Annotated in this window: 13 protein-coding genes; 7 read left to right on the plus strand and 6 right to left on the minus strand. The window is 69.9% G+C overall.

Going from position 1 to position 14788, the window contains the following annotated elements; all coding sequences use genetic code 11:
* The 7 genes from ACTJKJ_RS14570 to ACTJKJ_RS14600 all read left to right on the plus strand — a co-directional run bounded on the left by ACTJKJ_RS14570 (nucleotide 1) and on the right by ACTJKJ_RS14600 (nucleotide 6810).
* A complete protein-coding gene (locus ACTJKJ_RS14570) occupies nucleotides 1-1692 on the plus strand; it encodes an ABC transporter ATP-binding protein (protein WP_440820905.1) in 1692 nt (563 codons plus the stop codon).
* 181 nt (nucleotides 1693-1873) lie between these two features.
* Nucleotides 1874-2497, plus strand: a complete 624-nt coding sequence (gene lptA, locus ACTJKJ_RS14575) for a lipopolysaccharide transport periplasmic protein LptA (RefSeq protein WP_440820906.1) — start codon at nucleotides 1874-1876, stop codon at nucleotides 2495-2497.
* Nucleotides 2494-3261 carry an LPS export ABC transporter ATP-binding protein gene (gene lptB / locus ACTJKJ_RS14580; RefSeq protein WP_091730505.1) on the plus strand — a complete coding sequence of 256 codons (768 nt, stop codon included), beginning with the start codon at nucleotides 2494-2496 and terminating at the stop codon, nucleotides 3259-3261. The genes lptA and lptB overlap by 4 nt, the downstream gene beginning before the upstream one ends.
* Nucleotides 3262-3275: 14 nt before the next feature.
* The gene (locus ACTJKJ_RS14585; protein ID WP_440820907.1) at nucleotides 3276-4799 is read left to right on the plus strand and encodes an RNA polymerase factor sigma-54; all 1524 of its coding nucleotides are present in this window, start codon (nucleotides 3276-3278) and stop codon (nucleotides 4797-4799) included.
* Nucleotides 4800-4906: 107 nt separating this feature from the next.
* Nucleotides 4907-6193 carry a THUMP domain-containing class I SAM-dependent RNA methyltransferase gene (locus ACTJKJ_RS14590; RefSeq protein WP_440820908.1) on the plus strand — a complete coding sequence of 429 codons (1287 nt, stop codon included), beginning with the start codon at nucleotides 4907-4909 and terminating at the stop codon, nucleotides 6191-6193.
* A gap of 78 nt (nucleotides 6194-6271) precedes the next feature.
* Nucleotides 6272-6529 carry a ribbon-helix-helix domain-containing protein gene (locus ACTJKJ_RS14595; RefSeq protein WP_091730495.1) on the plus strand — a complete coding sequence of 86 codons (258 nt, stop codon included), beginning with the start codon at nucleotides 6272-6274 and terminating at the stop codon, nucleotides 6527-6529.
* 95 nt (nucleotides 6530-6624) lie between these two features.
* Complete coding sequence (locus ACTJKJ_RS14600) at nucleotides 6625-6810, plus strand: hypothetical protein (RefSeq protein ID WP_440820909.1); 186 nt, start codon at nucleotides 6625-6627, stop codon at nucleotides 6808-6810.
* Here ACTJKJ_RS14600 and ACTJKJ_RS14605 read toward each other — a convergent pair.
* The 6 genes from ACTJKJ_RS14605 to ACTJKJ_RS14630 all read right to left on the minus strand — a co-directional run bounded on the left by ACTJKJ_RS14605 (nucleotide 6790) and on the right by ACTJKJ_RS14630 (nucleotide 14697).
* Entirely contained in the window at nucleotides 6790-7521 is a 732-nt protein-coding gene (locus tag ACTJKJ_RS14605) for a 16S rRNA (uracil(1498)-N(3))-methyltransferase (RefSeq protein WP_440820910.1), read from the minus strand. The genes ACTJKJ_RS14600 and ACTJKJ_RS14605 overlap by 21 nt on opposite strands.
* A gap of 15 nt (nucleotides 7522-7536) precedes the next feature.
* Nucleotides 7537-8094 carry an NADPH-dependent FMN reductase gene (locus tag ACTJKJ_RS14610; RefSeq protein WP_091730489.1) on the minus strand — a complete coding sequence of 186 codons (558 nt, stop codon included), beginning with the start codon at nucleotides 8092-8094 and terminating at the stop codon, nucleotides 7537-7539.
* A gap of 45 nt (nucleotides 8095-8139) precedes the next feature.
* Complete coding sequence (locus ACTJKJ_RS14615) at nucleotides 8140-8685, minus strand: hypothetical protein (protein ID WP_297381206.1); 546 nt, start codon at nucleotides 8683-8685, stop codon at nucleotides 8140-8142.
* An 87-nt stretch (nucleotides 8686-8772) separates the two neighbouring features.
* On the minus strand, nucleotides 8773-10446 hold the full coding sequence (locus ACTJKJ_RS14620) for a long-chain-fatty-acid--CoA ligase (protein ID WP_440820911.1): 1674 nt from the start codon (nucleotides 10444-10446) through the stop codon (nucleotides 8773-8775).
* 172 nt (nucleotides 10447-10618) lie between these two features.
* Nucleotides 10619-12700: a sensor histidine kinase gene (locus ACTJKJ_RS14625; RefSeq protein ID WP_440820912.1), complete on the minus strand. Its 2082-nt coding sequence runs from the start codon at nucleotides 12698-12700 to the stop codon at nucleotides 10619-10621.
* A gap of 122 nt (nucleotides 12701-12822) precedes the next feature.
* A complete protein-coding gene (locus ACTJKJ_RS14630; protein WP_440820913.1) occupies nucleotides 12823-14697 on the minus strand; it encodes a hypothetical protein in 1875 nt (624 codons plus the stop codon).
* Nucleotides 14698-14788 lie beyond the last annotated feature (91 nt).

Raw genomic sequence — 14788 nt, forward strand, 5'->3', positions numbered from 1 at the left:
ATGCTGTTGAGCATTCAAGACCTGAAGGTCGCCTTCCGCATGGGCAGGACCGGCGGCGTGATGCAGCGCCAGCTGGCCGTCAAGGGCGTGAGTTTCGACATCCCCGAGAACCGCACCGTCGCGCTGGTGGGCGAGTCCGGCTCCGGCAAGAGCGTGACGGCGATGTCCATCCTCAACCTGCTGCCCGACAACGCCGAGCGCAGCGGCGCGATCCTGTTCCAGGGGCGCGACCTGCTCAAGACCTCGCTGCGGGAGCTGCAGTCGGTGCGCGGGCGCGAGATCGCCTGCGTGTTCCAGGATCCGATGAGCTCGCTGAATCCGGTGTTCCCGGTCGCGGACCAGATCATGGAGCCGCTGATCAAGCACCTGGGGATGAGCCGGCGCCAGGCGCTGGCGCGGGCCGAGGAGCTGCTCCATGAAGTCGGCATCCCCGATCCGAAGCGGCGTCTGCGCAGCTATCCGCACGAGATGTCCGGCGGCCAGCAGCAGCGCGTGATGATCGCGGTGGCGCTGGCCTGCAATCCCAAGCTGCTGATCGCCGACGAGCCCACCACCGCGCTGGACGTGACCATCCAGCGCCAGGTGATGGAGCTGATGGCCAGGCTCAAGGACACGCACAAGATGAGCATGCTGTTCATCTCGCACGACCTGGGCGTGGTGGGCGAGATCGCCGACCAGGTCGTGGTCATGCGCCATGGCGAGGTCCGCGAGCAGGCCCCGGTGGCCGACATCTTCCACAACCCCCAGGACGCCTACACGAAGGCGCTGCTGGCCTGCCGGCCCTCGCTGACCGAGAACCCGGCGCGGCTGATGGTCATCGACGACCACATCGCCGGGCGCGCGGCGCAGGGCGCGGGCAAGGCCAAGGATCCGGCCGCGCCGGTGATCCTGGAGGTCAAGGGGCTGCGCAAGAGCTTCTTCTTCAAGTCGGGCCTGTTCGGCAAGACCGAGTTCAAGGCCGTCAAGGGCGTGGACTTCCAGCTGCGCAAGGGCCACACGCTGGGCGTGGTGGGCGAGTCGGGCTCCGGCAAGACCACGATGGGCCTGACCCTGCTGCGCCTGCACGAACCCACCGGCGGCGAGGTGCTCTTCGAGGGCCGGGACCTGCTGAAGATGACGGGCCCGGACTGGCAGAAGATGCGCCGCCGGATCCAGGTGGTCTTCCAGAACCCGTATGCGTCGCTGAACCCGCGCTTCACCATCTCGCAGACGCTGCTGGAGCCGATGGAGATCCACGGCATCGGCGCCAGCCACGAGGAGCGCCTGGCCACCGCCAGCGCGCTGCTGCGCAAGGTCGGCCTGGACGAGAGCGCGCTGCACAAGTACCCGCATGAGTTCTCCGGCGGCCAGCGCCAGCGCATCGCGATCGCGCGCTGCCTGACGCTCAAGCCGGAGGTGCTGGTGCTGGACGAGGCGGTGTCGGCGCTGGACGTGTCGGTCCAGGCCCAGGTGCTGAACCTGCTCAAGGACCTGCAGGACGAGTTCGGCCTGAGCTACATCTTCATCAGCCACGACCTGGCGGTGGTGAAGTTCATCTCCGACGAGGTGCTGGTGATGCAGCACGGCGACGTGGTCGAGCAGAACGACGCCCGCGCGCTGCTCCTGGCGCCCAAGCAGGAGTACACGAAGCGCCTGCTGGGCGCCGTGCCGCGCGGCTACCAGGGCGCGGAGCCCGCCGCCAGCGTAGCCTGAGGTCACCCGACGCCGACTGGAAGGGGGAGCGCCGCCCCGCCCCCCTGCACCATCCCTGCACCAAAAGGGAACTTTGCACAATCGCGAAGTCCAGGTCCCTCGCTCGCGCGGGGGACCTCCTGCTCCCCCACGAAGCGGTGGCTAGAATGGCCAGCAAGTTTTGTGCCGTCAGGATCCCCCCATGTCGCTTCGTCGCCCCTTGCTGTTGTCGAGCGCGCTCGCGCTGGCCCTCGCCGCGCCCTGGGCGCAGGCCGCCAAGGACGACCGCACGAAGCCGCTGAACCTGGTTTTCGACCGCGAAGGCGCGATCGACAAGGTGCGGCAGCGGTCCGAGTTCAACGGCAACGTGATCATGACCAAGGGCTCCATGGAGCTGCGCGCCGAGCGCATGGACGTCCAGGAGACCAGCGACGGCTACTACCAGGCCTACGCCAACGGCACCTCCGCCAAGCAGGTCCACTTCCGCCAGGACCGTGACACCCCGGGCGAGCGCATCGAGGGCCGCGCCGACCAGATCGAATACGACACCCGCACCGAGACCATCCGCCTGGTCGGCAATGCCGAGGCGCGGGTGATGCAGGGCGACCAGCTCAAGCAGGCGCTGTCCGGCGCCACGCTGAACTACGACAACCGCACCGAGCGCCTGATCGTCGAGACCGGCGCCGCCTCGCCGCACCCCAGCGGCCGCGGCCGCGTCGTGCTGATGCCGCGCAATGCCGCGAGCGAACCGCCGCCGGCCAGCAGCGCCCCGCTGCCGCTGCGTCCCAGCATCAACCTGACGCCCCGCCAGTCGCCCCAGCAATGACTCAAGCCCGCACGAACACCTCCCGGAGCCGCCTGCAGGCCTGGGGGCTGCAGAAGTCTTACGGCGTCAGGAAGGTGGTCAAGGACGTCCACCTCGACTTGCACAGCGGCGAGGTCATCGGTCTGCTGGGCCCCAACGGCGCCGGCAAGACGACCAGCTTCTACATGATCGTCGGCCTGGTCCGCGCCGATGCGGGCGAGATCCAGATCGACGGCCGCCCGGTGCAGACCCTGCCCATCCACCAGCGCTCGCGCATGGGGCTGAGCTACCTGCCGCAGGAAGCGTCGATCTTCCGCAAGCTCAATGTCGAGGAGAACATCCGCGCGGTGCTCGAGCTGCAGCTCGACGACAAGGGCAAGGCCTGGTCGTCCGCGCGCATCGACGCGGAGCTGGACAAGCTGCTCAACGAGCTGTCGATCGAGAAGCTGCGCGACACGCCCGCGCCGGCGCTGTCCGGCGGCGAGCGCCGCCGCGTCGAGATCGCCCGCGCGCTGGCCACGCAGCCGCGCTTCATCCTGCTGGACGAGCCCTTCGCCGGCGTGGACCCGATCGCGGTGCTGGAGATCCAGCGGATCATCCGCTTCCTCAAGCAGCGCGGCATCGGCGTGCTGATCACCGACCACAACGTGCGCGAGACGCTGGGCATCTGCGATCGCGCCTACATCATCAGCGAGGGGGCGGTGCTCGCCGAAGGCACGCCCCAGCACATCGTCGAGCACCAGGACGTGCGCAGGGTCTACCTCGGCGAACACTTCAAGATGTAGGGCCGGAGCCGGACATGAGGCCGACGCTACAGGTTCGCCTGTCCCAGCATCTCGCGCTGACGCCTCAGCTGCAGCAGTCCATCCGTCTGCTGCAGCTGTCGACGCTGGAGCTCCACCAGGAGGTGGAGCAGATGCTCGCCAGCAATCCGCTGCTGGAGACCGACGAGGAATTCGACGCCCCGCTGCCCACCGCCACGCAGGAGCGCCTGACCGAGCGCGAGGAACGCGAGGAGCGCGTCGCGCAGACCGAGTCCGAGGCGTCGTCCGGCGACGCGCCCGCGGGCGAGGAGATGCGCGCCGAGGAATTCGGCACCACCGAGCGCGACGACTGGGAGAACGGCACCGAGGGCGACGACTTCGACGGCATCCGCGAGACGCCGGGCAGCGCGGCCTCGTCCTCGGGCGACGACGACGAGCGGCCCGAGACGGAGGCGCCGTCGGAATCGCTGCAGGACGTGCTGCGGGCGCAGATCCCCGGCATGAACCTGAGCGCGGTGGACCGCGCGGCGCTGCTGGCGCTGATCGAATCGCTGAACGAGGACGGCTACCTCGAGGATCCGCTCGAGGAGCTGGTCGCCGCGATCCTGGGCGAGGAGGCCGACGCGGAACAGCGCGAGGAGCTGCTGGACCGCTTCAAGGTGGCGCTCAAGTGGCTGCAGTCGATGGAGCCGTCCGGCGTCGGCGCGCGCGATCTGTCCGAATGCCTGGAGCTGCAGCTGCGCACGCTGCCGCGCTCGCCGGAGCAGGCGCTGGCGGTCGTCGTCTGCCGCCGCCATCTGGACCTGCTGGCCAAGCGGGACTGGCGCCGGCTGATGTCGCTGACCGGCGCCGACGAAGAGTTGCTGCGCGACGCGCAATCGCTGATCGCCGGCCTGGAGCCCAAGCCCGGCCGCCGCTACGCGCAGAGCGACAACCGGCCGGTCATCCCGGACGTGATCGTGCAGAAGGCCGGCCGCAACTTCCGCGTCTCGATCAATCCGGACGTGCTGCCCAAGCTGCGCATCAACGAGCTGTACGCGCAGGCGCTGCGCGCCACGCGCGGCGGCGTCAGCAATTCGCCGCTGGGCGGGCAGCTGCAGGAGGCACGCTGGTTCATCAAGAACATCCAGCAGCGCTTCGACACCATCCAGCGCGTCAGCGAGGCGATCGTCGAACGCCAGCGCGGCTTCTTCACCCATGGCGAGCTGGCGATGAAGCCACTGGTGCTGCGGGAGATCGCCGATGAACTCGGGCTGCATGAATCGACCATCTCGCGCGTCACGACGGCCAAGTACATGGCCACGCCGTGGGGCACCTTCGAGCTGAAGTACTTCTTCGGCTCCAGCCTGTCGACCGAGGCGGGCGGGAATGCCTCGAGCACGGCAGTGCGGGCGCTGATCAAGCAGTTCATCGCCGCCGAGGACGCCACCAGCCCGCTGTCGGACAGCCAGCTCTCGACGATGCTCGGCGAGCAGGGCATCACCGTGGCGCGCCGCACCGTCGCCAAGTACCGGGAGGCGCTCAAGCTCGCGCCAGCGAACCTGCGAAAGGCGCGCTGAGGGCCAACCCCGCGTCGCAGGGCAGCAGCCCCGATCGCCTGTCGGTGGGACAATCCGCCGCTCGATCCCCGGGCGCCGCAGCGCCCGCTTCCTCACGCCGCCCCACGATGTCCGATACCGCCTACCACCTGTTCCTGCCCTGCGCCGCCGGCGTCGAAGACTGGCTGGAGGCGGAGGTCCGCGACATCCTCGGCCCGGACGAATGCCTGGACGGGCCCAAGGCTTTCCGCGGCGGCGTGGGCCTGTACGGCACGCTGGCCGCGGTGATGCGGCTGAACCTCCACAGCCGGCTCGCGCAGCGGGTGCTGATCGAAGTGGCGCGCGAGGAATACCGCCACGAGGACGACATCTACGCGATCGCGCGCACCGTCGACTGGACGCGCTGGATCACCCCGCGCCAGACGCTGCGGGTGGACACGACGGCGCAGCGCTCGCCGCTGCACAGCCTGAACTTCGCGACGCTGCGGGTGAAGGACGCCGTCTGCGACGTGCTGCGCGAGGCCAGCGGCGAGCGCCCCAGCGTCGACACGCGCTGGCCGGACCTGCCGCTGCAGCTGCACCTCACGGAATACCTGGCGACGGTCTACGTCGACAGCTCCGGCGAATCGCTGTTCAAGCGCGGCTGGCGCGAGGACAAGGGCGATGCGCCGCTGAAGGAGACGCTGGCCGCGGCGATGCTGGCCGCGGCGGGCTGGAAGGGCACGCGCGAGGCGGGCGGCGCGCTGAGCGATCCGTGCTGCGGCTCGGGCACCATCCCGGTCGAGGCGGCGACCATCGCCTGCAACATCGCGCCGGGCATCCAGCGCCGCTTCGCCTTCGAGAAGCTCGCGCCGTTCCAGCCGCTGCTGCCGGCCTGGCGCGCGATGAAGGAGCAGGCGCGCGCCGCGGAGCATCCGCCCGAGGTCCCGATCTTCGCCAGCGACGTGTCGTTCCGGATGGTCGACTTCGCGCGCCGCAATGCGGAGCGCGCGGGCGTGGCGCAGTACATCCAGTTCAACGGCGGCGATGCGCTGGAGCGCCCCGCACCGAAGCTGCCGGCGGACATGCCTGGCACGCTGATGCTGAACCCGCCGTATGGCGAGCGGATCGAGGTGCGCGGCAAGGCCGGTGCGCACCGGATGGACGGTGGCGCGCTGTCCGAGGAACGCGACGCGGGCGACGACTTCTTCCCGCGCCTGTCCGCGCACTGGAAACGCGCCTACACGCAGCACGAGGCGGGATGGACGGCCTGGCTGCTGTGTCCGGAGATGAAGCTGCCGAGCAAGATGCGGCTCAAGGAGTCGCGCCGCATCCCCATGTGGAACGGCCCGATCGAATGCCGGCTGTTCAAGTTCGACCTGGTGGCCGGCTCGGCGCGCCGGCAGAACGCCGGGACCACTGACTCCGACGAATAACTTCGCCGGGTGGGGGCCTCCTTGTTGGGGATGCGGTCACCCCCTACGATGCGATTTCTTTCCGACGGAAGGACCGAGATGATTCACGCCGAACTTGGACCCGACCTGGAGGCCATCGTGCTGGATCTGATCGAGAGCGGAAAGTATTCGTCGCGCACGCAGGTGCTGCGCGACAGCGAGGAGTTGAAGGACTGGCGGGAGGCGCAACTGCGCGCCTTCGATGCCTCGGTTGACCGAGCCGTCGCGGACATCAAGGCCGGGAAGGGCATCCCTCTGGATGAGGCCTTCGAGACTTTGCGTGCAGAGTTCCCTCTGCTGAGGCATCGCGACGAATGAAGGTCTGCCTCCAGCCGGAGGCATTGGACGACCTGCGCGACGGCGCGCGACACCGCCCGGCTACTGCGCGCCTTTGAATAGTCGAGACCGTTGACATGAACGACATCCCGTACGCGCTCCGACAGCAAGCGGAACGCTATCAGGCATTCCGCGAACTGCTGGACCGTCGCTTGGCGACACCATCGTCGGAGTACATCCCGGTGGACGAGGCCTTTGAGCAGCTCTACCAGGAATTGGGAATCGAAGCGCGAGAGGGCGCTTCAGGATCCGCTGAGGGATAGCCAACCCAGCACCGCCAGCGGCGCCGTATCCGCCCGCAGGATCCGCGGACCCAGTTTCGCGGCGCTGAAGCCTCGCGCGCGGGCCGATTGCTCCTCGGCCTCGCTGAGGCCGCCTTCGGGGCCGCTGAGCACCACGATGCGTCCCGCATCGCCCGCCTTCGACGCCAGCGCCGACAAGGGCTGCGCCGCCACCGGGCTCAGCAGCCAGCGCTGTTCATCGGCATCGTCAGGCAGGTCCGCCAGCCACTGCGCCAGCGTCTTCACCGGCGCCACCTGCAGCGGCTTCGACCGCCCGCATTGCTCGGCCGCCGCGATCGCGACGCCCTGCCAGTGCGCCCGCTTCTTCTCCGCCCGATCGCCCTGCAGCCGCAGCACCGAGCGCTCGCTCATCAGCGGCTGGATCGCCGCCGCGCCCAGCTCGCAGGCCTTCTCGACGATGCCGTCCATGCGGTCGTTGGCCGGCATCACGACCGCCAGCGTCACCGCGCGCTTCATCTCGCGATCGACCGGCTGCCGGGACTTGAGCGCCACACGGACCTCGCTGCGGCCCATGGCCGTCACCGCGGCGATCCACTCGTCCCCGCTGCCGTCGAACAAGGTGAGCTCATCGCCGGGCTGCAACCGCAGCACCTGCACATGGCGCGCCGCGCCGGGCGGCAGCGCCAGTTCAGCCTCGAGCGCGAGCGCGCCCAGCGGCTGCTCGACAAACAACCTCGCCGCCAAGCCTCACCCCTTGAGCTTCTGCACCCAGGCGGCGAAGGCGGTCATGACCTTGCGCAGGAAGGCTTCCGTCTCCGGCTTGGCCAGGCTGCCGTCGTCCTTGAACATCTCGTTCGCGCCGCCGAGGTACACCTCCGGCGAGGGCAGCAGCGGCGCGTTCAGGCAGGCCAGCACCTGGCGCAGGTGGTGATGGGCGCCGAAGCCGCCCAGCGCGCCCGGCGACAGCGTGATCACCGCCGACGGCTTGCCGTCGAAGGCGTTGTGGCCGTAGGGCCGCGAGCCCACGTCCAGCGCATTCTTCAGCGCGCCGGGGATGGAGCGGTTGTATTCGGGGCTGACGAACAGCACGGCGTCCGCCGCCTTGATGGCGTTGCGGAACTCGACCCAGGACGCCGGCGGCTCGGCCGCCTCGTCCTCGTTGTAGAAGGGCAGCTGGCCGATCTCGACGATCTCCAGCTTCAGCTCGGCCGGGGCCAGCTGCGCCAGCGCGAGGGCCAGCTTGCGGTTGAACGAAGCCTTGCGCAGGCTGCCGACGAGTACCGCGACGCGATAGGGCGAGGACATGGATGAGCTCCCAACAAAGGAAGGACCGCCCCAGGGCGGTCCGGTTCAGTTGAAGCCCAGTGTCGCACGCAGTTCGTGGGCCGCGGCGTCGCCCTTGGTGGCGCGCACGCGGTCGATGATGTCCAGCGCCAGCGTCTGCAGCTGGTTCATGTCGGCGCACTGCTCGACCTCGAGCGCCAGCTTGTAACCCTTGAGCAGCCCCTGCTGCTTGGCGAAGGTGCTCAGCGCGGTGTAGAGCTGCGCGTAGTCGAGCGACGAGGTCGGCACGCCGGCCAGGCGCGAGGGCGCCGGCCGCGACGGCGAGGCGCCGCTCATGCGCGAGGACGGCCCCGCGCTCATCGGCGTCGCGATCGACGCCGGCCCCATGGGCCGCGACAGCGGCGCGCCGGCGGTCGCCTTCACCAGCTGGTGCTGGATCAGCAGTTCCAGATCACCCGGCGCGGCGCCCTGCACCATCGCCACCCAGTCGGCACCGGTCTTGCTGGCGTCGATCACCAGCAGCAGATTGCGGGCCACGCGCGCCTGCACCAGCGCGCGCGACTTGATTTCCGCTCTCCCGGCCTCGGTCTTTTCGTAACGTTCTTCGAGCACGGCCTTGTCTCCTCCACAGGAGGGCGAACTTTAGGCGGACACGGGCGGTTTTCGCCCGCGAGCATTCCCGAAAACTGCTACCGACTGCTACTTTTTGTCGCGCAATTCACGGCGCAACACCTTGCCCACTGGCGTCTTGGGCAGCTCGGTGCGGAATTCGATGATCCGCGGCCGCTTGTAGCCGGTCAGGTTGGCCTCGCAGAAGGCCTTCACGTCGGCTTCGGTCAGCGCCGGGTTGCGGCGCACGATCACGACCTTCACCGCCTCGCCCGCCTTCTCGTCGGGCACGCCCACGGCCGCGCATTCCAGCACGCCCGGCATCTGCGTCAGCACATCCTCGATCTCGTTGGGATAGACGTTGAAACCGCTGACCAGGATCATGTCCTTCTTGCGGTCGACGATGCGGAAGAAGCCGCGCTCGTCCACGGTGCCGATGTCGCCGGTGCGGAAGTAGCCGTCGGCGGTCATGACCTTGGCGGTCTCGTCCGGCCGCTGCCAGTAGCCGGCCATCACCTGCGGGCCGCGGATCGCGATCTCGCCGGTGCCGCCGGGGGGCACCTCGTTGCCGTCATCGTCCAGCAGCGTCACCTCGGTGCCGGACAGCGGCAGGCCGATCGAGCCGGTATAGGCGGTGCTGTCGGTCGGGTTGCAGCAGGCGACCGGCGAGGTCTCCGACAAGCCGTAGCCCTCGACGATCGGGCAGCCGGTCTTCTCCAGCCACAGTCGCGCGGTGGCCTGCTGCACGGCCATGCCGCCGCCGACCGAGATCACCAGCCCGCTCCAGTCCACCGTGTTGAATTGCGCATGGTTGGCCATCGCCATGAAGAGCGTGTTGACCGCCGGCAGGCTGTGGATCTTGTGGTGGCTCAGTTCCTTGAACACGGCCGGCAGGTCCCGCGGATTGGGGATCAGTACATTGCAGCCGCCCACCCGCATCGACAGCATCAGGTTGGTCGTGAATCCGAAGATGTGATACAGCGGCAGCGCGCAGACGCTCATCAGCTGCTCGTCGGCGGGTTTCTTCTTCAGCGCCGGCTGGTACCAGGCCTCGCACTGCAGCGTGTTGGCCACCAGGTTGCGATGCAGCAGCACCGCGCCCTTGGACACCCCGGTCGTGCCGCCGGTGTACTGCAGCACCGCGATGTCATTGGGGCCCACCGTCGGGCGCTTGTAGGTCTGGCCGCGGCCCTTGGCGACGGCGTCGTTGAAGCGCACCGCCGACGGCAGCTCGAAGGCCGGCACCAGCTTCTTGACCTTGCGCACCACGTAGTTGACGACCATGCCCTTGGCGAAGCCCAGCATGTCGCCCATCGCCGCCAGCACGATGTGCTTGGTGGGCACGCTCGCGAGCACCTGCTGCAGCGTGGCGGCGAAGTTCTCGATGATGACGATGGCCTTGGCGCCGGCGTCCTTGAGCTGGTGCTCCAGCTCGCGCGGCGTGTACAGCGGATTGACGTTGACGACAACGAAGCCGGCCCGCAGCACGGCCGCGACGGCGACCGGGTACTGCGGCACGTTGGGCATCATGATCGCGACGCGGTCGCCCTTCTCCAGGCCCAGGCCCTGCAGGTACGCGGCCAGCGCGCGCGAGGCCTCGTCGATCTGCGCGAAGCTGATCGAGCGGCCCAGCATCTTGTAGGCGGCGCGCTCGGGAAACTGCTTGAACGCGGCCTCCATCAGCTCCATCAGCGAGGGATAGACATCCGCATCGATCTCGGCGGGCACCCCGGCCGGATAGTGCTTCAGCCAGTTCTTCTCCATTGTTCTGTCTCCAAGGTACGGCGCGGATTCTCGCTGATCGTCATGCGCCCCCCATCAGGGGATTCGATAGAGCGCACAAAGTGGAGAGATGACTCCAGAACGCACCGGGAACGACCGCGATCGGTGGCGATCGCGCGTCGACGTTCAGGCATCGACGTTCAGGCATCGACGTTCAGGCATCGGCGTGCAGAGGCAGGCGCAGCAGCAACTCGGTGCCGCCCTCGACGGCGGCATCCTCGGGCGGGCGCCAGTCGATCGCGGCGCGGATCCGCTCGGCACGCCGGCGCATGCCGCGCAGGCCGTTGCCCTGGCGCAGGTCGACGGCCATGCCGCAGCCGTTGTCGACGATCGACAGCAGGACCTGTCCGCGGGCCGCGTCCACGCGCGTCGAGAACCGGACCCGCGTGGCCCCGGCGTGGTGAATGATGTTGCTCAGCGCCTCCTGCACGATCCGGATCAGCTCGCGGCCGCCGGTGCCGCGCAAGGTGGGCAGCAGCGGCACGTCGGTCAGCTGCCAGTCGAGCTCCAGGCCCGCGTCCTGCAGGCGCGGCGCCATCCGGTGCCGCAGGTTGGCCAGCAGCAGCGTCAGGTCGCCGTCGGTGACGGCCAGCGCATCGACGGTCAAGCGCATCTCGCGGATGCATTCGTCGAGCTGGCCCACCAGCGCCTGCGACGGCACGCCGCGCTCCGCGCACAGGCGCGCGGTCACGAGCTGCGAGCCCAGGCCATCGTGCATCTCCTGCAGCAGGCGCTCACGCTCCTGCGCCGCGGAACGCTGCCGCTCGCTGTCCTGCAGGTCTTCCCAGCGGTCCTGCAGCTCGCGGGTGCGCGCGTCCAGCGCCTGCTCCAGCCGCACCCGCGCCATCGCCTGGTCGCGCAGCGAGCCGACGAAGCGCCGCTGCAGCGCCACGCCGGCAATCGCGATCAGCACCGCATGGCCGACGACGTTGATGTCCACGACGCTCATCTGGCGCGACATCACCAGCGCGAAGGCGCTCACGTAGAGCCACACCCAGCCCGACAGCGCGACGGCGCAGGCGGCGGCGAGGTGGGCTCGACGGCCCGACGCCAGCGCGGCGCGCGCGGCGAGCGCCGCTGCGGCCACCAGCACGACGAAGCGGCTGCCCAGCGCCCACCAGGGCCAGGGATGGTGGAAGTCGGTCCAGCTCCAGCCGAGCATCGCCGCCGCGGCGTCGATCACCAGCCCGAGGCCCAGGTAGGCCGCAGCCATCCGCTCCGCCCAACCCGCGGTCAGGCCGGACAGCCGCGCCACCAGGAAGAGCAGCAGCGCCTTGGACAGCACGTCGGCGACATCGAGCGCCACGCGCCACCATGGTGCGGGGAACAGCGCGCCGTTGAGCAGGTAGGGCGAGAGCAGCAGCGCGGTGCAGAGGCAGAAGACGCCGGTGACGCCGTAGAGCCACTCCTGCCGCAGCGCCAGCCACACCATCAGCATGAAGGCGCCGATGACCAGACCGGCGAGGGTCGTCGTCACGCGCGCCACCTGCCAGAAGCGCCGCCCCTCCTGGAGCGCGCGGATCTGGGACGCCGGACCCAGCAGCGGCGCCGACAGCCCCGCGCCCTCGAAGCCCGGCCGCGCCAGGCGCAGGCTCAGCCGATGCGGTCCGGCAGGCAGCAATGCCGGCGGGATGCTGACCTGCAGGCGCCGGCCCGCCAGCAGCAGGCCGCGCTGCGCGAGGTCGTCCTCGTCCTCGGACACGTAGCCGACGCCCGGCCCGGAGGTGGCGATCAACTGGCCGTCGAGGTAGATCGAGGCCGCGGGCCGATGCTGAATCACCAGCCAGTACGGCACCTGCGCCGGCCGATCGAGGCGGAAATCGAGCGCGAACCAGAGCGGGCCCGGCGCATCGGTGTCGTGGATCTGGACCGGCAGCGCCACGACGTGACCTGGCGCGAGGGAGGTCACCGGCGTCGTCGGCGCCGTCGATGGCATCGGCGTCGGCGTGGCCGTCGCTTCGAGCGGGCGGGACACGATGGCCGACGCGGCGGGGGCCGGCAGTTGCGGATCGAGCAAGGCGCCGGGGATCTGCGCGGGGTCCAGGGCGTCGCCGGGCAGCAGGCGCGCCTCGGCCAGCCGCAGCACCTGGGGCGGCATCGCCGTCCCGTACTGCTGCGAGAACAGGTGGACGGCGCCCAGCAGCAGCAGCGGCAGCACCACCAGCAGCGCGAGCCGGCGGATCGAGATCGCCGACGTCGCCGGCCGCGCCTCCATCGCGCGAGTCCATACCGCCAAGTGGCCCCCCACGGCATCGCCAAAAGGAACGCCGGCCCGAGATGGAACCGGCGCGGCCGATGCTAGGTCAAGGGGCGGGGCGGGACAACCTTGGACCTAGGGGCGGCAGCGTCCCGTCCGCTTCAGATCACGGCGCTCTGGACATAGAGCTCGAACTGGAAGTGGGTCGCGAGGCTCTGGTTGCCGGCCAGGTCCACCTGCTGGAGGAACACCTCGACCTGGCCCGCCGTGCCGGCCGGCAGGCCCATGTCCGCGGTGGTGATCGTGTGGCCCTTGCCGCCCTGGTAGTACTCCTTGCCGTTGACGGTGACCTTCAGCCACCACTCCGCGTTGGGCTCGAGCTTGCCCAGCCGCAAGGTGCCGTCGGAGGTGATCCTGTCGTTGTTCCAGTAGCCGGTGTCGTTGACCAGCTGCACCGTCGGCGCGACGGGCTTGATGGTGTCCAGCGTGAACGACCGCTCGGTGATCGTCACGTTGCCGGCCAGGTCCTGCTGACGGACCTGCAGCGTGTGCGACCCGTCCTTCAGCCCCGCGGTGCTGACGCTGCGCCCATGGTCGGCATTGGTCAGCCAGGACTGGCCGTCCCAGCTGTAGGCCCAGCCGTCCATGGCCGCCACGTCGATGGTCCCGTGCTTCATGTGCGGAGCGGTGGTGAACGGGCCGTCGATCGGGGGGTCGACCGGCAGCCGGATCAGCGCGCCTTTCGGCGGGGTGAGGTCCACGTTCACGGTGACGCGGCTCGCCTCGCTCGCGTTGCCCGCCAGGTCGACCTGGCGCAGCCAGATCTGCTGCTCGCCCTCCTGGCCGACCTCGGCGCCGCGCAGCCCGCCGCCGGTGCCGGGCCGCCAGGCCGTGCCGTCGAGGCTGTACTGCCAGTGCGCGTCGCGGTCCAGGCGGCCGACATGGATGTCGCCGTCGCGGCCCAGCCAGCCGTTGGCCGGCGCCGAGGGCGTCAACGCCACCGGCGCCTGCGTGTCGAGCTCGAACGACAGCCGGCTCGAGACGCTGCGATGGCCCTGCGCATCGAACTGCTCGACGATCAGGTCCTTGCGGCCGTCCGCGCCGAAGGCGGCGGCCGCGATGCGATCGCCGCTGCCAGCGACCCAGGACTCGCCGCCGTCGAGGCTGTAGCGCCAGCGGCCGCTGCCCAGCAGGGCGTCGACCTGGACGTCCGCGCGCGAGGTGATGCCGTCGTGGTCCGACACGCCGGTGTCCATCACCAGGCGCGGTCGCGGCGCGGGGACGTCGGGGTTCGGCTCAGGGTCGGTGCCGCCGGGTTGTTCCGGTTTCGGTTGCTCGGGCTTGGGCTCTTCGGGCTTGGGCTGCTCGGGCTTGGGCTCCTCCGGCTTGGGCTGCTCGGGCTTCGGCTGCTCAGGCTTGGGCTCCTCGGGCTTCGGTCGCTCGGGCTGGGGCTCTTCCGGCTTTGGCTCTTCCGGTTTTGGCTGTTCGGGCCTGGGTTGCTCGGGCTTGGGTTGCTCGGGCTTCGGGGACTCCGATTCCGGCTTCTCCGGCTTCGGCTCTTCGGGTTTTGGCTGCTCGGGCCCAGGTGCTTCGGGCTTTGGCTGCTCCGGTCCGGGCTGCTCCTGCTCGGGGCGTTCCGGCTTGGGCGTCTCGGGCTTCGGTCGCTCCACCTCGGCCACGGGCGGTTTGCTGCTCGAGCCGCCCGCGGCGGCCACCGCGACGCTGGCCGCGCCGCCCACGCCGAGCAGGCCGAGTCCCGAGGCCAGCAGCGCGCTGGAGCGATCGGCGCGCGACGCGTCGGCGCCATCGGCATCCGCCTTCACGGGTGCGCCGGCGTCCGAAGCCGGCGGCTCCGCGGGCTCTGCCGGCGTGGCGGGCGGCGGCGGCGCGCCTTCGCGCGCGGCCGCATCCGCGTCAGCGGGCGGCGCGGTGTCGAGGGCGTCCTCGTCGCGACGGCGGCGCGCTGGCGCATCGCCCCCTGGCGCCGGCGACTTCACGGCACGGACATGGGACAACGGATCGGAGGGAGTGGTCATGGCAAACAGACGGCGATGGAAAGCCTCGCAGTCTGTTCAAGCGCACTCGGATGCGCATCGACCTTCAGCGGTGGTGAGCTTGGACGCCTTC

The organism is Roseateles sp. 22389 (assembly GCF_052044995.1).
Classification (GTDB): domain Bacteria; phylum Pseudomonadota; class Gammaproteobacteria; order Burkholderiales; family Burkholderiaceae_C; genus Roseateles.

What these genes read in the sequence shown, in the direction of transcription:
- ACTJKJ_RS14570 (WP_440820905.1), top strand. Translation starts at nt 1, where the DNA reads ATGCTGTTGAGCATTCAAGACCTGAAGGTCGCCTTCCGCATGGGCAGG.
- lptA (WP_440820906.1), top strand. Translation starts at nt 1,874, where the DNA reads ATGTCGCTTCGTCGCCCCTTGCTGTTGTCGAGCGCGCTCGCGCTGGCC.
- lptB (WP_091730505.1), top strand. Translation starts at nt 2,494, where the DNA reads ATGACTCAAGCCCGCACGAACACCTCCCGGAGCCGCCTGCAGGCCTGG.
- ACTJKJ_RS14585 (WP_440820907.1), top strand. Translation starts at nt 3,276, where the DNA reads ATGAGGCCGACGCTACAGGTTCGCCTGTCCCAGCATCTCGCGCTGACG.
- ACTJKJ_RS14590 (WP_440820908.1), top strand. Translation starts at nt 4,907, where the DNA reads ATGTCCGATACCGCCTACCACCTGTTCCTGCCCTGCGCCGCCGGCGTC.
- ACTJKJ_RS14595 (WP_091730495.1), top strand. Translation starts at nt 6,272, where the DNA reads ATGATTCACGCCGAACTTGGACCCGACCTGGAGGCCATCGTGCTGGAT.
- ACTJKJ_RS14600 (WP_440820909.1), top strand. Translation starts at nt 6,625, where the DNA reads ATGAACGACATCCCGTACGCGCTCCGACAGCAAGCGGAACGCTATCAG.
- ACTJKJ_RS14610 (WP_091730489.1), bottom strand. Translation starts at nt 8,094, where the DNA reads ATGTCCTCGCCCTATCGCGTCGCGGTACTCGTCGGCAGCCTGCGCAAG.
- ACTJKJ_RS14620 (WP_440820911.1), bottom strand. Translation starts at nt 10,446, where the DNA reads ATGGAGAAGAACTGGCTGAAGCACTATCCGGCCGGGGTGCCCGCCGAG.
- ACTJKJ_RS14630 (WP_440820913.1), bottom strand. Translation starts at nt 14,697, where the DNA reads ATGACCACTCCCTCCGATCCGTTGTCCCATGTCCGTGCCGTGAAGTCG.